This window comes from Micromonospora sp. WMMD980, assembly GCF_029626035.1.
GTDB lineage: Bacteria > Actinomycetota > Actinomycetes > Mycobacteriales > Micromonosporaceae > Micromonospora.
Genome location: NZ_JARUBE010000003.1, coordinates 675,061 through 693,716, shown reverse-complemented (window position 1 = coordinate 693,716; position 18,656 = coordinate 675,061). Strand labels below are relative to the sequence as shown.

The 18,656-nt window shown below is 74.9% G+C and carries 17 protein-coding genes and 1 pseudogene; 6 read left to right on the top strand and 12 right to left on the bottom strand.

Annotation, left to right across the window (positions count from 1 at the left end; translation table 11 throughout):
• Positions 1 to 8 precede the first annotated feature (8 nt).
• The 5 genes from O7618_RS03795 to trpC form a co-directional block, all read right to left on the bottom strand.
• Positions 9 to 1,196, bottom strand: coding sequence for an NAD(P)/FAD-dependent oxidoreductase (locus tag O7618_RS03795; RefSeq protein ID WP_278104547.1), 1,188 nt, complete (start codon positions 1,194 to 1,196; stop codon positions 9 to 11).
• 11 nt (positions 1,197 to 1,207) lie between these two features.
• Positions 1,208 to 2,491: a prolipoprotein diacylglyceryl transferase gene (gene lgt / locus O7618_RS03790; protein ID WP_278104546.1), complete on the bottom strand. Its 1,284-nt coding sequence runs from the start codon at positions 2,489 to 2,491 to the stop codon at positions 1,208 to 1,210.
• 546 nt (positions 2,492 to 3,037) lie between these two features.
• Positions 3,038 to 3,841: a tryptophan synthase subunit alpha gene (gene trpA / locus O7618_RS03785; protein WP_278104545.1), complete on the bottom strand. Its 804-nt coding sequence runs from the start codon at positions 3,839 to 3,841 to the stop codon at positions 3,038 to 3,040.
• 4 nt (positions 3,842 to 3,845) lie between these two features.
• Positions 3,846 to 5,072 (bottom strand): tryptophan synthase subunit beta, encoded by a 1,227-nt coding sequence (gene trpB / locus O7618_RS03780; protein ID WP_278104544.1) that lies wholly within the window; start codon positions 5,070 to 5,072, stop codon positions 3,846 to 3,848.
• Positions 5,073 to 5,109: 37 nt separating this feature from the next.
• Entirely contained in the window at positions 5,110 to 5,913 is an 804-nt protein-coding gene (trpC, locus tag O7618_RS03775; protein WP_278109900.1) for an indole-3-glycerol phosphate synthase TrpC, read from the bottom strand.
• 442 nt (positions 5,914 to 6,355) lie between these two features.
• On the opposite strand from trpC, the gene O7618_RS03770 reads away from it, so the two are divergent.
• Positions 6,356 to 6,637: a hypothetical protein gene (locus O7618_RS03770; protein WP_278104543.1), complete on the top strand. Its 282-nt coding sequence runs from the start codon at positions 6,356 to 6,358 to the stop codon at positions 6,635 to 6,637.
• On the opposite strand, the gene O7618_RS03765 is transcribed toward O7618_RS03770, so the two are convergent.
• From O7618_RS03765 to O7618_RS03745, 5 genes and pseudogenes are all read right to left on the bottom strand, one after another.
• Positions 6,630 to 7,202 carry a Trp biosynthesis-associated membrane protein gene (locus O7618_RS03765; RefSeq protein WP_278104542.1) on the bottom strand — a complete coding sequence of 191 codons (573 nt, stop codon included), beginning with the start codon at positions 7,200 to 7,202 and terminating at the stop codon, positions 6,630 to 6,632. The genes O7618_RS03770 and O7618_RS03765 overlap by 8 nt on opposite strands.
• Entirely contained in the window at positions 7,199 to 8,752 is a 1,554-nt protein-coding gene (locus O7618_RS03760; RefSeq protein WP_278104541.1) for an anthranilate synthase component I, read from the bottom strand. The genes O7618_RS03765 and O7618_RS03760 overlap by 4 nt, the downstream gene beginning before the upstream one ends.
• Positions 8,749 to 9,183 carry a phosphoribosyl-AMP cyclohydrolase gene (gene hisI, locus O7618_RS03755; RefSeq protein WP_278109899.1) on the bottom strand — a complete coding sequence of 145 codons (435 nt, stop codon included), beginning with the start codon at positions 9,181 to 9,183 and terminating at the stop codon, positions 8,749 to 8,751. The genes O7618_RS03760 and hisI overlap by 4 nt, the downstream gene beginning before the upstream one ends.
• Before the next feature lie 180 nt (positions 9,184 to 9,363).
• Positions 9,364 to 10,002 (bottom strand): annotated as a pseudogene (locus O7618_RS03750) (phosphoribosyl-AMP cyclohydrolase); the annotation flags it as partial.
• Between the two features lie 163 nt (positions 10,003 to 10,165).
• Positions 10,166 to 10,555 (bottom strand): MerR family transcriptional regulator, encoded by a 390-nt coding sequence (locus O7618_RS03745; protein ID WP_278104540.1) that lies wholly within the window; start codon positions 10,553 to 10,555, stop codon positions 10,166 to 10,168.
• Positions 10,556 to 10,662: 107 nt separating this feature from the next.
• Here O7618_RS03745 and O7618_RS03740 point away from each other — a divergent pair, with 107 nt between their 5' ends.
• From O7618_RS03740 to O7618_RS03730, 3 genes are read left to right on the top strand one after another with little or no spacing between them, the layout of a single operon-like run.
• The gene (locus O7618_RS03740; RefSeq protein WP_278104538.1) at positions 10,663 to 11,388 is read left to right on the top strand and encodes an ABC transporter ATP-binding protein; all 726 of its coding nucleotides are present in this window, start codon (positions 10,663 to 10,665) and stop codon (positions 11,386 to 11,388) included.
• Positions 11,385 to 12,140: an ABC transporter permease gene (locus O7618_RS03735; RefSeq protein ID WP_278104537.1), complete on the top strand. Its 756-nt coding sequence runs from the start codon at positions 11,385 to 11,387 to the stop codon at positions 12,138 to 12,140. Before O7618_RS03740 ends, O7618_RS03735 begins: the two co-directional genes overlap by 4 nt.
• The gene (locus O7618_RS03730) at positions 12,137 to 12,790 is read left to right on the top strand and encodes a TetR family transcriptional regulator (RefSeq protein WP_278104536.1); all 654 of its coding nucleotides are present in this window, start codon (positions 12,137 to 12,139) and stop codon (positions 12,788 to 12,790) included. Before O7618_RS03735 ends, O7618_RS03730 begins: the two co-directional genes overlap by 4 nt.
• Before the next feature lie 267 nt (positions 12,791 to 13,057).
• On the opposite strand, the gene O7618_RS03725 is transcribed toward O7618_RS03730, so the two are convergent.
• Positions 13,058 to 14,821: an ABC transporter ATP-binding protein gene (locus O7618_RS03725; RefSeq protein ID WP_278109898.1), complete on the bottom strand. Its 1,764-nt coding sequence runs from the start codon at positions 14,819 to 14,821 to the stop codon at positions 13,058 to 13,060.
• 5 nt (positions 14,822 to 14,826) lie between these two features.
• Positions 14,827 to 16,677 carry an ABC transporter ATP-binding protein gene (locus tag O7618_RS03720; protein WP_278104535.1) on the bottom strand — a complete coding sequence of 617 codons (1,851 nt, stop codon included), beginning with the start codon at positions 16,675 to 16,677 and terminating at the stop codon, positions 14,827 to 14,829.
• A gap of 197 nt (positions 16,678 to 16,874) precedes the next feature.
• On the opposite strand from O7618_RS03720, the gene O7618_RS03715 reads away from it, so the two are divergent.
• Positions 16,875 to 17,504, top strand: a complete 630-nt coding sequence (locus O7618_RS03715; RefSeq protein WP_278104534.1) for a TIGR03085 family metal-binding protein — start codon at positions 16,875 to 16,877, stop codon at positions 17,502 to 17,504.
• Between the two features lie 53 nt (positions 17,505 to 17,557).
• Complete coding sequence (locus O7618_RS03710) at positions 17,558 to 18,580, top strand: terpene synthase (protein WP_278104533.1); 1,023 nt, start codon at positions 17,558 to 17,560, stop codon at positions 18,578 to 18,580.
• Positions 18,581 to 18,656: the final 76 nt, after the last annotated feature.

The following is an 18,656-nucleotide window of genomic DNA, read 5'->3' as shown; positions in this document are numbered from 1 at the left end:
CCGCCCGGTCAGGACGGCGGTTGCCAGTCCGCCGCCGCCGCGGCGGCGGTGCTACGAAGCCGCGGGCTGATCGTGCCGAGCGCGGCGTCGCGGGCGCGCAGCGCCAGCCGCCCTCGGGTCTGGAGCACTGCCGACATCCGGCGGGTCTGCCGGACCATCGTCGCGGCGCGGGGCCGGCGCAGCCGGTCGTAGGCGGTCACCGCGTCCGGCAGCCGTGACTCGCGGAGCAGGCCGGCGAGCGTGGCCGCGTCCTCGAACGCGAGGCAGGCGCCCTGCCCGAGGTGCGGTGGCATGGCGTGCGCGGCGTCGCCGAGCAGCACCACGCCGCCCGAGCCGACGGCGAAGCCGTACGACCGGGGCAGCGGCCGTAGCTCGCGGACCTCCTGCTGCACCACGTCGGCCGGGTCGGTCGCCTCCAGCAGCGTGGCGATCGGCGCGGGCCAGCCCGCGAACCAGCGCTTGAGCAGGGCGAGCTGGATCTCCGGTGGCTCCGGCCGGGGCGCACCCGCGGCGGTGGCCACCCAGTAGATGCCGCCCCGCCGGGAGGCCCCGGCGGTGCCCCGCTCACCGAGCGACGCGGCCACGAACCGGTAACCGGCGCCGAGCGTCTCGCCGTGCGGCGGTTGGTCGTCGGGTAGCTGCGGGGCGCGGTACCAGGGGATGACCGCCCGCCAGGCGGCGCAACCGGAACTCACCACAGCGGTCTCCGGGGCGAGCTGCCGCCGGATCTCGCTGTCCGTGCCGTCGGCCGCGACCACCAGGTCCGCCTCGAACAGGTGCCGGCCATCGCCCACCGCGGGCCGCTCGCCGGCGGTCGTGCGCACGCTCCGCACGCTCACCCCGGTACGCAGCTCCACCTGCTCGCCCAGGCCGGCGATGAGCGCGTCGTGCAGGTCCTCCCGGTGCACCACCACCGGCATCCGGTCGGCAGGCGTGGGTCGGGGCTGCACCAGCCACTGCCCGTCCGGGCGGCGGATCCCGCCGTCGGGCAGCGGGGTGGCGATCGCGTCCAGGCCGGCACCGAGGCCGAGGGCGCGCAGCGCGCGTACCCCGTTCGGCCAGAGCACCACGGCGGTCGCCTCCGGCCGGACCCGGTCGGCCTTCTCCAGCAGCGTCACCTGCCACCCGGAGCGGGCCAGCGCACCGGCCACCGCCATCCCGCCGAGGCCGGCGCCGACCACCACCGCGCTGCGCATGGCTCCCCCGCTCAGCTGTCCCGGTCCGCCGGGCGCCCGTCGGCGTCCGCCCGGCCGGCGTGCCCGGCCGCGTCCGTGCCGCCCGTCGCGGCCCGGTCGTCGGCCGCGGCGAGGTCGGGTCCGTCGCCGGCCTCGGCCCGGTCGGTCGGGCCCCGGTCGGTCGGGTCGGCGTCGGCGCGGTCGGTCGGTTCGACGGCGTCGGTCGCGGCACCGTCGGGGGCCGGCCCGTCGGTCGCGGTGCCGTCGGAGACGGGCCCGTCGGTCGCCGCCGACTCCGCCGGGGGCAGCGCGCCGGTCTTCCGGTACGCACGGAACTGCTCCTCGGTCACCACCCGGTAGCCCTCCGGCGCCACGGTCGCCGCGCCGCCCTCGCGCGCGGAGAGATCGACCTGGGACACGTCGCCGGCCGGCGTCACCGGCACGCCCGGCTCGCCCACCGGGACAAGATATTCCCGCGGGCCGCGGGCCCGGACGAAGTAGGCGAGCGCGCCGAGGAAGACGAGCGCCGCGGTCCAGACGTTGAGCCGGACGCCGAGGATGTGGTTGGCCTCGTCGGTGCGCATCAACTCGATCCAGAACCGCCCGGCGGTGTAGCCCATCACGTAGAGCGCGAAGGCCCGGCCCCGGCCCAGCCGCAGCTTGCGGTCGAGGACCAGCACCAGCGCGGCGACGCCGACGTTCCAGATCAACTCGTAGAGGAACGTGGGGTGGTAGAGCCCCGGTTGCAGGACCGGGTTGCCCGCGTCGTCACGCAGCGCGTGACCCGGGTTGTCCGGGTCCATCACGTGCACCTCGAGCCCCCACGGCAGGCTGGTGCGCCCGCCGTACAGCTCGTTGTTGAACCAGTTGCCCAACCGGCCCACGGCCTGCGCCAGGGGCATGCCCGGGGCCAACGCGTCGGCCACCACGGTGAGCGGGATGCCGAGCTGCCGGGCGGCGATCCAGGCGCCGACCGCGCCACCGGCCACCGCGCCCCAGATGCCCAGGCCGCCCTCCCAGATGAAGAACGCCTTGAGCGGCTGGCCGCCGTCGCCGAAGTATTTCTCCGGCGAGGTGATCACGTGGTAGATCCGGGCGCCGATGATGCCCGCCGGCACCGCCCAGACGGCGATGTCGAGCACCGCGCCCGGTGCGACGCCCCGGCGGCGCAGCCGGTATTCGGTGACCACGCAGGCCACCACGATGCCGGCGATGATGCAGAGCGCGTACGCCCGGATCGGAACCGGACCGAGTTGCCAGACGGCGGTGCTGGGGCTGGGCATGGCCGCCAGGGGGGTCATCGGGGCGAGGGTCACGGGTGCACACGGTACCGGTGCGGACCGTGCGCGCGGCACCCCGGGCCGCCTCACGCGCCCGTCGAACGGGACGACGTCCAGCGGAGCGGTCGGTCCGCACGATCTGCGCGAGTCGCCGTACGGCGACCGGATCATCCGGGATCGGCCGTTCGGTCGTCACCGAGCACGCGCCTGCGGCCCTGCCGTCCGAGTGCCTACAACGTTGATGACGTGAACGACTCAGCAACGCCGGCTCAGCGGACGCGTCGGAGGAGAAGGCCGGACGTCCCGGCCAGGATCGGGCAAACCGGCCGGCACCGGTCGGCGGACCAGCCAGGACCGGAGGCGGACCTGGGCGGGAAGATCGAGTCCAGAAGCGCAAGCCCGAGTCAGAAGGGCGAGCCCGAGCCGGGCCACGCCGAGCCCTGTACAGGCTGCGATTCATCGGCGACATCAAGTTTGTAGGCACCCGGCACTCAGGCCGCACCGCGTCACGACACGTCGGCACGGCACGGGACGGGACAGGAGAGCCAGCGGCGCGGTGACGGGCGCGAGGTCGGGGCGGCCTCAGCGGGCCGGGTTGCGGACGCCCTCGGCGAGTTCGGCGCTGAGCTTGCGCAGCGCCGACAGGCCGGCGGCCTGGTCCGGCGCGTCGAGCACGCACCGCACCAGCGCGCTGCCCACGATCACCGCGTCGGCGTAGCCGGCGACGGTGGCGGCCTGGGCTCCGGTGCCCACGCCCAGCCCGACCCCGACCGGCAGGTCGGTGACCCCGCGCAGCCGGGAGACCAGGATCGGCGCCGCCTCGGAGGTCTGCGCGCGGGCGCCGGTCACCCCCATGATCGCGGTGGCGTAGACGAAGCCGCGGCAGTGCTCGGCGGTCATTCGCAGCCGGGCGTCGGTGGAGGACGGCGACACCAGGAACGTCCGGTCGATCCCGTGCGCGTCGGAGGCGGCCAGCCACTCGGCGGCCTCGTCGGGGATCAGGTCCGGCGTGATCAACCCGGTGCCGCCGGCGGCGGCCATGTCGCGGGCGAACGTGTCGACGCCGTACTGCTCGATCGGGTTCCAGTAGGTCATCGTGACCACCGACGCGCCGGTCGCGGCGACCGCCTCGACGACGCGCAGCGCGTCGGCGGTCCGGACGCCGCCGGCCAGCGCGATGTCGCTCGCCTTCTGGATGACCGGACCGTCCATCACCGGGTCGGAGTAGGGGATCTCCACCTCGATGACGTCGACGCCCGCCTCGACCATGGCGGTCATCGCGGCGATGCTGCCCTCGACGGTCGGGAAGCCGGCCGGCATGCAGCCGACCAGCACGGCCCGCCCGTCGGCCCGGGCCTTGTCGAAGGCGACCCCGATGCGGCTCACGCTGTCACTCCTTGTCGAGGATGCCGAAGTACGCCCCGGCCGTGTGCACGTCCTTGTCGCCCCGGCCGGAGAGGTTGACCACGATCACCGGCTCCCGGCCCAGCTCGGCGGCGAGTTCCGGGGCGATCCGCCGGGCGCCGGCCAGCGCGTGCGCGCTCTCGATCGCCGGGATGATCCCCTCGGTGCGGCAGAGCAGCTCGAACGCGGCCATCGCCTCGGCGTCGTCGACCGGCAGGTAGGTGGCCCGGCCGGCGTCGTGCAGCCAGGCGTGCTCCGGGCCGACGCCCGGATAGTCCAACCCGGCCGAGATCGAGTGCGACTCGATGGTCTGACCGTCGGCGTCCTGGAGCACGTAGGTGCGGGTGCCGTGCAGCACGCCCGACGAGCCGCCGGTGATGCTCGCGGCGTGCCGACCGGTCGCCACGCCCTCGCCGCCCGCCTCGAAGCCGTAGAGCCGCACGTCGGCGTCGGGCACGAAGGCGTGGAAGATGCCCAGCGCGTTGGAGCCGCCGCCGACACAGGCCGCCACCGCGTCCGGCAGCGCGCCGGTCAGGTCCAGGCACTGCCGGCGGGCCTCCACGCCGATGCCGCGCACGAAGTCGCGCACCATCTCGGGGAACGGGTGCGGCCCGGCCGCGGTGCCGATCAGGTAGTGGGTGTCCTCGACGTTGGCGACCCAGTCGCGCATCGCCTCGTTCATCGCGTCCTTGAGCGTGCGCGAACCGGCGGTCACCGGGACCACGGTGGCGCCGAGCATCCGCATCCGGGCCACGTTCAGCGCCTGCCGCTCGGTGTCCACCTCGCCCATGTAGACGACGCACTCGAGGTCGAACAGGGCGGCGGCGGTCGCGGTGGCCACGCCGTGCTGGCCGGCACCGGTCTCCGCGATCACCCGCCGCTTGCCCATCCGGCGGGTGAGCAGCGCCTGGCCGAGCACGTTGCGGATCTTGTGGGCGCCGGTGTGGTTCAGGTCCTCGCGCTTGAGCAGGATCCGCGCCCCCACCTGGGCGGAGAGCCGGCGGGCCGCGTACAGCTCCGAGGGCGTGCCGGCGTAGTCGCGCAGCAGGGCCTCGAACTCGGCGAGGAACTCGTCGTCGCCCATCGCCTTCCGGTAGGCCGCGTCCAGCTCGTCCAGCGCGGCGACCAGCGCCTCGGGGACGAACCGACCGCCGAAGCGGCCGAAGTGACCGGCGGCGTCGGGGACCTGGCCGGCTGCGGGTGCGGCGCTCATCGCGGGCGTCCTCTCGGTTCGGGTGGCCCGGCGCGGCTCAGCGCACCGGGCGGGGCGTGGCCGGGTGGTTACCGGCGTTGACCAGCTCGGCGACCGCCTCGCGGGGGCTCTTCTGGGTGACCAGGCCCTCGCCCACCAGCACGGCGTCGGCGCCGGCAGAGGCGTACCGGATCAGGTCGTGCGGACCGCGCACGCCGGACTCGGCGATCTTGACGACGCTGCTCGGCAGGCCGGGTGCGATCCGCTCGAAGACCGAGCGGTCGACCTCAAGGGTACGCAGGTCGCGGGCGTTGACGCCGATCACCTGCGCGCCCGCCTCCAGGGCCCGGTCCGCCTCCTCCTCGGTGTGCACCTCGACGAGCGCGGTCATGCCCAGCGACTCGATCCGCTCCAGCAGGCCGACCAGGGCGTTCTGCTCCAGCGCGGCGACGATCAGCAGCACCAGGTCGGCGCCGTGCGCGCGGGCCTCGTGCACCTGGTAGCTGGAGACGACGAAGTCCTTGCGCAGCACCGGCACGTTCACCGCGGCCCGCACGGCGGCCAGGTCGTCCAGCGACCCGCCGAACCAGCGGCCCTCGGTCAGCACACTGATCGCCCGCGCGCCACCGGCCGCGTAGTCGCCGGCCAGATCCGCCGGGTCGGCGATCTCGGCCAGCCGCCCCTTGGACGGCGACGAGCGCTTCACCTCGGCGATCACGGCCACGCCGGGTCGGCGCAGCGCCGCGTACGCGTCGAGCGGTGGCGGCGCGGCGGCGGCCAGCTCGCGGATCCGCTCCAGCGGAATCTGCTCCTGCCGCCGGGCGACGTCCTCGCGCACGCCGGCCAGGATCTCGTCGAGCACGCCTGCGGACGGCGCCGCTCCGGCGTCGTCCCCCTCCGCGTGCGCATGCTCAGCAGTCACCAACGGACTCCCCTCTCCGGGCGTCATGGGCCGATGCTAGGGGGCGCCACCTGGCGACACGTGCCGGGGGGTATGGCGCACCTCACCACATGGGCTGTGGCATGATGGCCGACTTCCGGTGAACGCGGTGTCACGCAGCGCCACCTGATGCATCGACCGCTGCCCATGCCCTATCTCACCACGGCCGGGCGCGCTCCGCAGGCCGGCACCGGCCCCGCTGTGACCAAGCTCAAGGACCTCCGGCCCTGCCCAGGTCGCGCCCGCTGCCGGACCGTTGACCTGTGCTTCACGGCGGCGAAACGTTCCACCGGCAGCATCGTCGCAGGGCAGACTTTTCGAGGCTGCCGCCGACCGTCGCCAACGATCTCGGGTGGGGTGAACCATGAGCGCCAACGGGCCGAACCAGAACCAGAACCTCGGGCTGACGACCATCTCCCGGACCGTCGCCTCGCTCGCCGTCGGGGTGGTGCACACGCTGGAACGCGCCGCGGCGGGCGACGGCCGCACGCGTACCGCCCGGGGCAACGCCTGGGAGGCGGTCTGCGCCGACCGGGCCCGCGCCGCCCAGCGCCGCGAACTGGAGCGGCTGGTGGCCGAACTGACCGCCGCCCGGGCCGCGGCCCGGGCGCGCCGGAACGCCCGCGAGGCGCAGCCGGTCAGCTGACCGTCGGGTCCTCACCCCGGTCCAGCGCGTCCCACGCGTCCCGGGTGCCCCGCTCGACCGCCGGCCGGTCGGCGTCGGGCGCCGACGCCGGCGCCGACCGCCGTTCGTAGCGGGCCCCCATCGCCGGCCAGCCGCCGCCGCGCGTCGCGGTGAACGCCCCGCCGGCCACCAGCGCCAGGCCACCCACCAGCACCAGCGCCGGCCAGTGCCGGCTCACCCCGGGCTCGGTCAGCCCGACGCCGCCGCCGACCACGACGGCCACCCCGACGCCGGTCAGCAGCACGCCCAGCAGCCGGCGCAGCCGCCCCCGGGTCGCCAGCACCGCGCCGCCGCCAGCCAGCCCGACGTAGGCCAGCGCCGACACCCACGGCAGCAGGTCCGCGCCGGTGCGGGACCGCTGCCCGGGCGGTAGCCCGCCGCGGGAGGTCACCTCCACCGACCAGGCCCGGGTCACCGCCCAGGCGGCCAGGCCCGCGCCGGCCAGGCAGAGCAGCACCGCGTACGCCAGCTCGCGCCGGCCGCCGGCGGCGGTCCGGCCGCCCGCGGCGGTGACCGGCGCGGTCATCGGGCCGGCCGCAGCGTCTCGGCGGCGGCGATCGCGGCGAGCACGGCGGCGGCCTTGTTCCGCGTCTCCTGGTCCTCGGCGGCGGGATTGGAATCGGCCACCACACCGGCTCCGGCCTGCACGTAGGCCCGACCCTCGCGGATCAGCGCGGTGCGGATCGCGATCGCCATGTCCAGGTCGCCGCCGAAGCCGAAGTAACCGACCGTGCCGCCGTAGACGCCCCGGCGGACCGGCTCCAGCTCCTCGATGATCTCCATGGCCCGCACCTTGGGCGCGCCGCTGAGCGTGCCGGCGGGGAACGTCGCGGCCAGCGCGTCGAACGCGGTGCGGTCGTCGCGCAGCTCGCCGACGACGGTCGAGACGATGTGCATGACGTGGCTGTAGCGCTCGATGGTGGCGAACTCGGGGACCGTGACCGTGCCCGGCCGGCAGACCCGGCCCAGGTCGTTGCGGCCCAGGTCGACGAGCATCACGTGCTCGGCGCGCTCCTTCGGGTCGGCGAGCAGCTCGGCGGCGAGCCGGGAGTCGGCGTCGGGCGAGCCTCCCCGTGGCCGGGTGCCGGCGATCGGGTGCAGCAGCGCGCGACGCCGCCCGTCCGGGCCGGCGCTCACCTTGAGGTGCGCCTCCGGCGACGAGCCGACGATGTCGAAGCCGTCGAAGCGCAGCAGGTACATGTACGGGCTGGGGTTGGTGGTGCGCAGCACCCGGTAGACGTCGATCGGGTCGGCGTCGGTGGCCCGCTCGAAGCGCTGGCTCAGCACGATCTGGAAGCACTCGCCGGCCCGGATCGCCTCCTTGGCCGCCTCCACCGCCTTCGGGTAGCCGCCGTCGGGCGTCCGGCTGGTCACCTCGCCGACGCCGGGACGGTCGACCGTGGCGACCATGGGCGGAATCGGTCGGGACAGCGCGGTGGTCATCGCGTCCAGCCGCCCCACCGCGTGGTGGTAGGCGGCGGCCACCCGCTCCGGCCGGCCCGGCGCGTCCCGCGGCGGCAGCACCGCGTTGGCGACCAGGATCGCCGAGCCCTCGTAGTGGTCGAGCACCACCAGGTCGGTAGCGAGCATCATGCCCAGCTCGGGCACGTCCAGCTCGTCCTCGGTCAGCTCCGGCAGCCGCTCGAAGCGGCGGACCAGGTCATAGCCGAGGTAGCCGACCAGGCCGCCGGTGAGGGGCGGCAGGTCGCCGTCCGGGTCCCAGGCCGGCCCGGCGAGCGCGGCGACGGTCTCCCGGAGCACGGTGACCGGGTCGCCCGAGGTAGGCACGCCGGCCGGCGGTGCGCCGGTCCAGCTCGCCTCGCCGCCGCGCTCGGTGAGCGTGGCGGCGCTGCGGACGCCGATGAACGAGTAACGCGACCAGGCCGTGCCGGCCGAGCCGACGCCCTGCTCGGCGGACTCCAGCAGGAACGTGCCGGGACCACCGGCGAGCTTGCGGTAGACCCCGACCGGGGTCTCGGCGTCGGCCAGCAGCCGCCGGGTGACCGGCACGACCCGCCAGCGGTCGGCCAGCTCGGCGAAGGCGGACCGGTCCGGGGTGACGGCGCCGTCGGTCACGGGGTCACCTCCGGCGAGCTGACCGGGAGGTCGGTGAAGAAGCAGGTGCGGTGCCCGGTGTGGCAGGCCGCACCGACCTGCTCCACGCTGACCAGCAGCGCGTCGCCGTCGCAGTCCAGCGCGACCGAGCGGACGTACTGGTGGTGCCCGGAGGTGGCGCCCTTGACCCAGTACTCCCCCCGGCTGCGGGACCAGTAGGTGGCCCGGCCGGTGGTGAGCGTGCGGTGCAGCGCCTCGTCGTCCATCCAGGCGACCATCAGCACCTCACCCGAGTCGTGCGCGCGGACCACGGCGGCGACCAGGCCGTCGGGGCCGCGGCGCAGCTTGGCCGCGATGGCCGGGTCGAGCCGGGAGGGGCGGTCCGGGCCGGGGGCCGGGGCGCCGCCGGAGCGGTCGGGTGCGCCGGTCACCGGCGCGTCAGAGGCGGGCACGGTTGACCATTCTCCCGCACGCGGCGCCGGCACCGAAGACGTGTCCCGGGTGACGGGCGGCACCGCGTGCAGGGCTCGGGCGAGCTGACCCAGGTAGCGGTCCAGCCGACCGTCGGCGAGCGCCTCGGCCAGGTCCGCGCCGGCCACCGCGGCGACCTCCCCGGCGTACGGGCGGACCAGCGGGACGATGCCGGTGACCAGCCGGCCGGCGGCGGCGGCGACCTGGGTCGGGTCGCCGGCGCGCAGCCCGAGGCAGAGCAGCATGTCGGCGCGGTAGCCGGGCGGGGCGACCGGCAGGTCCAGCGCGGCGGTCAGGGCCGCCCGCCGGGACACCACCCGGACCGAGGGGTTGGCCAGTCGGAGCACCGACGGACAGAGCCGGGCCAGGTCGGCGGCGGCGAGCCGGACCCCGATCGGGTCGCCGGCCCAGCGGGCGCCGGCCACCTTGCCCAGGGTGGCGATCAGCTCCTCCAGGCGCGGCTCGTCCGCCGGCTGGCAGAGCACCGGTAGGTCGATCCGGCGACGCCACTCGGGCACCGCCCACAGCAGTCGGGCCGGCGCGGTGACCGGCAGCCCGAACGCCCAGTCGGCAGGCTGGCCGAGCCGGTGCACCCAGGAGCGGACGTCCCGCGAGGCCACCGAGACGTGCACCAAGCGGCCGTCGAACTCGGCCAGGTAGGCACGGCGCGCGGCGAAGGGGTCGGCCGGGCGGGTGCGGGTGGACGAGGCGGCCCGGTCGTCGTCGGCCGCGACGAGCACGTCCACGTCGACGTCGCTGTGCTCGCTGGCGGCCCGCCGGGCGTGGCTGCCACGCAGCATGATCCCGACGACCGGGCGGTCCGCGGCCTGCCGGAGGCGGGCGGCCCAGTCGTCGAGGAATCCGGACTCGGGCAACGAAGCGGGACCCACGGCGACATGGTGCCGGAAGTCCGATCTTCGGCGCAATGACCGATGGCGGACCGGGTGTCCGCTGCGGGGGGCTTCAGCCCAGTTCCTCCTCGGCGCGCCGATACGCGTCGATCTTGTGGTCCAACACCTTGAGATCCTCGGCCAGGTCGGCCATCCGGGCCAGCACCCGCACCCGGTGCGCCTCGAACAGCGCCCGGCGCGCGCCGAGCGTGTGGTCGCCCTGCCGGGCCAGCTCGGCGTAGCGGCGCATGTCGCGCACCGGCATCCCGGTGCGCCTCAGCCGGGTCAGCAGGAACAGCCAGTTGACGTCAGCCTCGGTGTAGCGCCGGCGACCGGCGGAGTCCCGCCCGACCGGGGCGACCAGGCCCTCCTGCTCGTACCAGCGCAGCGTGTAGGTGGTCAGGCCGACCCGCTCCGCCGCCTCGCCCACGCTGAGACTCTTCTCCCGGATACCGATGTCCACGCCGGCCAGACTTCCAGTTCGAGCCCACTCGAAGTCAACAGCATTGCGCAGCCGCCGGAATTCATCTAGCGTTTATTTCATCGGTTGACGAATTGTCGGAGGTGGTCATGGACGACGCGGTGTCGGTCCGCGACCTGGTGGTCGACCGGGGTGGACGGCGGGTGCTGCACGGCATCAGCTGCGCCGTCCCCCGGGGCACGGTCACCGGTCTGCTGGGCCCCAGCGGCAGTGGGAAGACCACGCTGATGCGCGCGGTGGTCGGTGTGCAGACGATCGACGGCGGCACGGTCGACGTGCTCGGCCGGCCCGCCGGCGCGACCGGGCTGCGCCGCCGGGTCGGCTACCTCACGCAGGCGCCGAGCGTCTACGCCGACCTCACGGTCCGGGAGAACGCCCGCTACTTCGCCGTGCTCCAGGGCCGCAGCCGCGCCGACGCCGACCGCGCGGTCACCGACGTCGGCCTGGCCGCCGCGGCCGACCAACTCGTCGGCACGCTCTCCGGCGGCCAGCGCAGCCGCGCCTCGCTCGCCTGCGCCCTGGTCGGCGACCCGGAACTGGTCGTCCTCGACGAGCCCACGGTCGGGCAGGACCCGGTGCTGCGGGCCGACCTGTGGGCCCGGTTCCACGCGATGGCCGCCGCCGGCACCACGCTGCTGGTCTCCAGTCACGTCATGGACGAGGCGGCGCGCTGCGACCGGCTGCTGCTGATCCGCGAGGGCCGCCTGGTCGCCGACGACACCCCGGCCGCGGTCCGCGCCGCCACCGGCGTGGACGACCTGGAGGAGGCGTTCCTGCGCCTGATCCGCGACGCCGAGCCGGAGGCCACCGCATGAACGGGCGCATCCTCGCCGCCACGACCGGGCGGATCCTGCGGCAGCTCCGGCACGACAAGCGCACCGTCGCGCTGCTCGTCGTGGTGCCGGCCGTGCTGCTCACGCTGGTCTACTTCATGTACGTCGACCAGCCCACCCCGCCCGGCGCGCCACGCACCTTCGACCGGGTCGCCCTGATCATGCTGGGTTTCTTCCCGTTCATCATCATGTTCCTGGTGACCAGCATCGCCATGCTCCGCGAGCGCACCACCGGCACCCTGGAACGGCTGCTCACCACGCCGCTGGGCAAGCTCGACCTGCTCTTCGGCTACGGCATCGCGTTCGGCCTGGCCGGGGTGCTCCAGTCCACGGTCGCCTCGCTGGTGGCCTACCAGGTGTTCGGGCTGGACACCGCCGGCAGCCCCTGGCTGGTCGTGCTGATCGCCGGCGTGAACGCGGTGCTGGCCGTGGCGCTCGGCCTGTTCTGCTCGGCGTTCGCCCGCACCGAGTTCCAGGCGGTGCAGTTCATGCCGGTGGTGGTCGCCCCGCAACTGCTGCTCTGCGGGCTGTTCGTGCCGCGCGGCCAGATGGCCGGCTGGCTCCAGGCGATCAGCGACGTGCTGCCCCTGTCGTACGCGGTCGAGGCGCTCCAGGAGGTCGGCGCGCACGCCGACGCGACCGGCACGATGTGGCGCGACGTGGCGATCGTGGCCGGGGCGGCGGTGGTCGCGCTGGTGCTGGCCGCCGCGACGCTGCGTCGGCGCAGCGGATGAGCCGCCGCGACACCGGTGCGGCGCGGTCAGCGAGCCCGCGTCGCACCGGGCGGCGGCCCGGCAGCCCGGACACCCGGGAGACGATCCTGAACGCGGCCCGGGAGGCGTTCGCCGAGCGGGGCTACGACGCCACGCCGATCCGGGCGGTCGCCGCCGCCGCCGGGGTGGACCCGGCGCTGGTGCACCACTACTTCGGCGTCAAGGAGGAGCTGTTCCGCGCCGCCATGGCGATCCCGGTCGACCCGGCCGAGCTGCTGCCGCGGGTGCTGGCGGGCGGCGCGGACGAGGTCGGCGAGCGGCTGGTCCGCACGTTCCTGGCGGTCTGGGACTCGCCGGCCGGCGTCGCCGCGGTGGCCCTGCTCCGCTCCGCGGTGAGCAACCAGTGGACCGCCCGCCTGCTCCGTGAGTTCCTGACCACCCAGATCCTGCGCCGGGTCCTCGACCAGCTCGACCTGGACCCGGCCGAGGCGCCGCTGCGGGGCGCGCTGGTCGCCACCCAGGTCGCCGGCCTGGCCATGATGCGCTACGTGATCCGCCTGGAACCGGTCGCGTCCGCGTCACCGGACACGCTGGCCGCCACGATCGGCCCGACCCTCCAGCGATACCTCACCGGCCCGTTGCCCGCCCCGGACGGGCACCGGCCCGAATGAGCGACGCCCGGTCCGCGCGGCGCGGCCGTGGGACGTGCCGTACGACGCGGGCGTGCGACGGGGCTGCGCGAGGCGGGCGTGCGACGCGGGCCCTGGGCGTCTGGAAGGGCCGTGGCGTGTGAGGGCGCGCGGAAGCCATGGCGTGAGAGAGCCGCGGCGCGGCGTGCGGAAGCCGATGATGCACACGCGCCTAGAAACTTGATGACGAATGCATCGCCCGGTGATCTCCGCCGGTGAGTCACCCACGTCATCACGTTTGTAGGCACGTCAGCGGGTCTGCTCCAGCCAGGACGCGTAGAGCAGGGCGTAGACCGAGTCGGTGTCGCGCAGCAGATCCTCGTGCGGGCCACGCTGGACGATCCGACCCCGGTCCACCACGATCACCTCGTCGGCCGCCTGCGCGGTGGAGAGCCGGTGCGCGATGGCGAGCGTCGTGCGGCCCCGGGTGACCGCGTCGAGCGTGCGTTGCAGGCGCACCTCGGTGGCCGGGTCGACCGCGCTCGTCGCCTCGTCGAGCACCAGCAGGTCCGGGTCGGCCACGTAGGCACGGGCCAGCGCCACGAGCTGCCGCTCGCCGACACTGAGCGCCTCGCCGCGCTCCCCGACCGGCGTGTCCAGCCCGGACGGCAGCCCGTCCAGCCAGTCGGCCAGTCCCAGTTCGGTGAAGGCGGCGGTGAGCCGCGCGTCGGTCAGGTCCGGACGGGCGAAACGGACGTTCTCCCCGACCGTGGTGTCGAACAGGAAGCCGTCCTGCGGCACCATCACCACCCGGGTACGCAGCGAGTCGAAGCGCACCTGGCGCAGGTCGACGCCGGAGAGCAGCACCTGGCCCTCGGTCGGGTCCATCAGCCGGGTGAGCAGCTTGGCGAACGTGGTCTTGCCGCTGCCGGTCTCCCCCACCACCGCGACCCGGCTCTTCGCCGGGATGTCCAGGGTCACGCCGTGCAGCACCGGCGGCCCGCCCGGGTAGGCGAACGTCACCCCGGCGAACCGGACGTCGAGCGGGCCGCCCGGCAGGTCCCGGCCCTGCCGGCCGGGGTCGGCCACGTCCGGGGCGACGTCCAGCACGTCGAGCACCCGGCGCCAGCCGGCGATCGCGTTCTGCGCCTCGTTGAGCACCTCGGTGGCGATCTGCACCGGCTGGATGAAGAGCGTGACCAGGAACAGGAAAGCGGTGAGCTGGCCGACTGACAGGGTGCGGTCGACGCCCAGGCTCACCCCGACCACCACCACGCCGGCCAGCGCCAGGCCGGCCGCCAGCTCGCCTACCGAACTGCCCAGGATGCTGATCCGGATCGCCCGCTGCTGCGCCACCCGCTGCCCGTCGATCGCCGCGTCCAGGCGGCGGGCGGTGCGCCCGGAGATCCCGTACGCCCGGATCACCGGGGCGCCCACCACGCTCTCGCCGATCGCGCCGAGCAGCGTGCCGGTCCGCTGCCGGACGAGCCCGTACGCGCCGGCCAGCCGGCGCTGGAGCTGCCGGATGACCAGCACCGCCGGCGCGAACGCGACGAGCACCACGAGCGTCAACTGCCAGGAGTACGCGAGCATCACCGCGGTGGTCACCAGCAACTGACCCAGGTTGACGATGAGGATCACGCCGCCCCACTGGAGGAACTGGGTGATCTGGTCGACGTCGCTGGTGACCCGGGAGACCAGCGACCCCCGTCGCTCGGACTGTTGGTGCAGCATGGACAGGTCGTGCACGTGCCGGAACGCGCGGGTGCGCACGCCGGCCAGCGCGGTCTCGCTGACCGTGAACAGCCGGCGCATCATCAGGTAGCCGCAGGTGGTGGTGACCACCAGCACGGCGGCGGTGAGCGCGACGGTCAGCGAGATCACGTCCAGGTCGAGACCGCCGACGATGCCGTGGTCGATGCCGCGCTGGACCGCCACCGGCACGGCCACCCGGCCGACCATGTAGACGAGCGCCAACGCCACCGTGCCGGCGAGCCCGGTCTTCAGCTCCGGGGAGAGCGCCAGCCCCCGCCGCAGCGTCCCCCAGGTCGACTCGGTCCGCTCCTCGGCCACGGTAGTCACCGGTCCACCTCGATCTCCAGGCCGGAGGTCATCGGGGTGACCTCGTCGTACATGCGGTTCTGCTCGCGTTCCTGCTCGGCCTGCTCGTAGGCGGTGACCAGGTCGGCGTACCCGGGCACGGTGGCCAGCAGCTCGGGGTGGGTGCCGCGGGCGACCACCCGGCCGCGCTCCACGTAGATCACCTCGTCGGCGAGCGCGATGGTGGCCCGGCGGTAGGCCACCACCAGGATCGACGCCGGCGCGCCGCCGTCGGCGGGGGCCCGCAGTCCGGCCAGGATGGCCGCCTCGACCCGCGGGTCGACGGCGCTGGTGGCGTCGTCGAGCACCAGCAGCCGGGGCCGGCCGGCGAGCGCCCGGGCCAACGTGAGCCGTTGCCGTTGGCCGCCGGAGAGCGAGGTGCCCCGCTCGCCGACCATGGTGTCCAGCCCGTCCGGCAGCGCGGCGACGAAGCCGTCCGCCTCGGCCAGTCGCAGCGCCGCCCACACCTCGTCGTCGCCGATGCCGGCGCGGTCGAGCGTGATGTTGGCGCGGACGGTGTCGTCGAAGACGAACGGCACCTGGGCCACCAGCGCCACGGTGGCGGCGAGCGAGGCGGCGGTCAGGTCACGCACGTCGACGCCGTCGAGCGTGACCCGGCCGCGGTCCGGGTCGACCAGGCGCACGGCCAGCGACGTGATGGTGGACTTGCCGGCGCCGGTCGGCCCGACCAGGGCGACCGTCTTCCCCGCCGGCACCGTGAAGGTGACCTCGCCGAGCACCTGGGTGCCGGGCAGGTGCGCCTCGGCCGGCTCGTAGGAGAAGTGGACGTCGTGGCACGACAGCGGGGCCGGCGTCCGGGTGGCCGGGTCGAACGTCACCTCGCCGTACGGCATCTCGCCGGTGGCGTCGAGGACCCGGCGGACCCGGTCCCAGCCGGCGACGCTGCGCGGCAGCTCGGCCAGCACCCAGCCGATGGCCCGCACCGGGAACGCCAGCACGGTGAACAGGAACGCGACACTGACCAGCTCGGTCACGCTGATCGCGCCCTGGCGGAGCCGGATCGCGCCGACCACCAGCACGGCGAGCGTGCCGAGGCTGGGCAACGTCTCCAGCATCGGGTCGAAGACACCGCGCAGCCGGCCGACGGAGATCAGCGCGTCGCGCAGCTCGCCGGCGCGGGCGGCGAAGCGGGCCGTCTCCTGCGACTCGCGGCCCATGGTCTTGACCACCAGCGCGCCGTCGAAGCTCTCGTGCGCGATGCCGCTGACCTCGGCGCGCAGTCGCTGGGCCCGGGCCTGGCGGGGAGCCATCCGGCGGGAGTAGACCACGTTGAGCGCGAACAGCGCGGGGAAGACGGCGAGGCCGACCAGGGCGAGCGCCCAGTCGGTGAGGAACAGCGACGCGACGGCGCCGACCAGCATCACCAGCGTGCCGACCGCGAACGGCAGCGGCGCGATCGGGTACCAGGCGGCCTCCACGTCGGAGTTGGCGTTGGACAGCAACGTGCCGGTCGAGTTGCGGTGGTGCCAGGCCAGCGGCAGGTCCAGGTACCGGCGGGTGACCCGGCGGCGGTAGGCGGCCTGGAGCCGGAACTGCATGTAGCCGGCGCCGAGCCGGCGGCCGAAGATGCCGACCACCCGCAGCACGCTGATCCCGAACAGCGCCGCCGCGGCGAGCGCGAGCGCGCCGGTGGCCACCGCGCCGCGCTCGACCGCCGGCACCACCACCTCGCCGACCACGCCGCCGATCACGTACGCGCTGGCGATCACGAGGAGGCCGAAGAGCACGCTGCCGGTGACCGCCACCGCGAAGATCCGGGGTTGTTCCCGGATCGCCCGACCGAGCACCCGCAGCCCCCTGCCGAGCACGTCCCGACTCGTCCCGCTCGCCACGCTCGCCCCCGCCGTAAGCCGCAATTTTCTCCCCCATCCTTACCGCTCGCCGCCAGGTCCGCCGACCCGGCCGGGATATGTCCGCCGTCACGTTCCCCTCGACCGCGGGTCGACGGCCGCCCCGCGGGCGGCCGTGCCGCGCCGAACGGCCCGATCGGGCCTACGATCAAGCCATGCCGCGGTACGCCCGGTCGGAGCGCGAGGCGCTCGCCGACCTGATGCTGGAAGTCGGACCGGACGCGCCGACGGTCAACGAGGGGTGGACCACCCGTGACCTGGCGGCGCACCTGCTGGTGCGGGAGCGCCGGCCGGATGCCGCCGGTGGGATCCTGCTGCCGCCGCTGCGCGGTCACGGCGAGGCGGTCCGCCGCCGGGTCGCCGCCGGCCCGTACGCGGACCTGGTCGACCGGGTCCGCCGCCCGCCGGTGTGGAGCCCGGTGAGCAATCCGCTCACCGACGAGTTGGCCAACGCCGTGGAGTTCTTCATCCACCACGAGGACGTGCGGCGGGCCCGGCCCGGCTGGCATCCGCGTGACCTCCCGGCCGCCCAGCAGGCGATGCTCTGGAAGCGGGTCGCCCTGCTGGCCCGGATGGCGCTGCGGCGGTTCCCCGCCGAGGTGCTGGTGCAGGCGCCCGGGCACGGCGAGCTGCGGGTCGGGCGGGGTGGCGAGCGGCTGCGGCTGGTGGGCGCGCCGGGCGAGCTGATCCTGTTCCTGAGCGGGCGGCAGCGGGTGTCCCGGGTGCAGGTGGACGGCCCGGCCGGGGCGGCGGACCGGTTACGCGCCGCCGAGCTGGGGTTCTGACGGAGCGTACGCACACCGTGACCGGCTTATGGTGAAAAACGCAAATCCCAGCGATGGATACCGATCAACCCTGCCGTACGCTCCTGCCCGCGGTCGACACCACGGACGACGGGCAGGGGGCAGGAATGCGCGGCTACGCGCTCTCGGCGTTGCACGAGCCGCCCTTCCCGGCACGGCGGCACCCCGAGGTCGACCGGGTCGCCACGGAGAGCGCCGACTGGGTCAGCGATCTCGGCCTGGTCGCCGATCCGGCCGGGCAGCGCCGACTGGCCGGCGCGCACGCCGCCGAGCTGGCCGGACGGGCCTGCCCGGAGGCGTCCCTGCCCGGCCTGCGCCTGCTCACCGACCTGATCAACTGGCTGTTCGTGGTGGACGACGCCTGCGACGACGACGACCTGGGCGTCGACCCCACCCGGCTGGCCCCCACCGTGGCGGGGCTGCTGACCGTGCTGGATCGGCACGGCGACCCGGCCGCGACCACCCCGACCGGCGCCGGCCCGCTCGCGGTGGGCCTGCACGACCTGTGCCGACGGGCCCGTGACGTGCAGCGCCCCGCGCTCCTGCTCCGCCTGGTCAGCCAGCTCCGCGAATACCTGCTGGCGCTGCTCTGGGAGGCGGCCAACCGGGAGCACCGGCGGGTGCCGGGGGTGGCCGAGTACGTGCAGATGCGCCGGCACACCGGCGGCGTCCGACCCAGCTTCACGGTGACCGACCTGGCGAGCCCGGCGCGGCCCGGTCCGGCCCGGCGGGCCGATCCGGCGCTCGCCGCGCTGGACGCGCTCGCCACCGACCTGGTGTGCTGGTGCAACGACCTGTTCTCCTACGACAAGGAGCGCGGCCTCGCCCCGGCGACGCACAACCTGGTCACCACGATCGCGGGCGAGACCGGGCAGGGCGAGGAGGCGGCGCTGCGCGCGGCGGCCGCCCGGTTCAACGCGGCGCTCGCCGCCTACGCGGAGCGGGACGCGGTGCTGGCCGCCGTCGCCGACGACGGGGTGCGGGCTTTCCTGGCCACCCGGCGGGACTGGATCCGGGCCACCTACGACTGGTCCCGCGCCGCCGCCCGGTACGCCTGAGCCGGCACCCCGGCCGTTCAGCACTAGCCGCTGCCCGGGTGCACGCAATACTCTTCGGTAACCGCAGACCGGCGTG

Excerpts from the sequence above, each read along its gene's own strand:
- O7618_RS03795 (WP_278104547.1), bottom strand. The coding sequence starts at position 1,196 with ATGCGCAGCGCGGTGGTGGTCGGCGCCGGCCTCGGCGGGATGGCGGTG.
- trpB (WP_278104544.1), bottom strand. The coding sequence starts at position 5,072 with ATGAGCGCCGCACCCGCAGCCGGCCAGGTCCCCGACGCCGCCGGTCAC.
- O7618_RS03770 (WP_278104543.1), top strand. The coding sequence starts at position 6,356 with ATGAGCGCCAACGGGCCGAACCAGAACCAGAACCTCGGGCTGACGACC.
- O7618_RS03765 (WP_278104542.1), bottom strand. The coding sequence starts at position 7,202 with ATGACCGCGCCGGTCACCGCCGCGGGCGGCCGGACCGCCGCCGGCGGC.
- O7618_RS03740 (WP_278104538.1), top strand. The coding sequence starts at position 10,663 with ATGGACGACGCGGTGTCGGTCCGCGACCTGGTGGTCGACCGGGGTGGA.
- O7618_RS03735 (WP_278104537.1), top strand. The coding sequence starts at position 11,385 with ATGAACGGGCGCATCCTCGCCGCCACGACCGGGCGGATCCTGCGGCAG.
- O7618_RS03730 (WP_278104536.1), top strand. The coding sequence starts at position 12,137 with ATGAGCCGCCGCGACACCGGTGCGGCGCGGTCAGCGAGCCCGCGTCGC.
- O7618_RS03715 (WP_278104534.1), top strand. The coding sequence starts at position 16,875 with ATGCCGCGGTACGCCCGGTCGGAGCGCGAGGCGCTCGCCGACCTGATG.
- O7618_RS03710 (WP_278104533.1), top strand. The coding sequence starts at position 17,558 with ATGGATACCGATCAACCCTGCCGTACGCTCCTGCCCGCGGTCGACACC.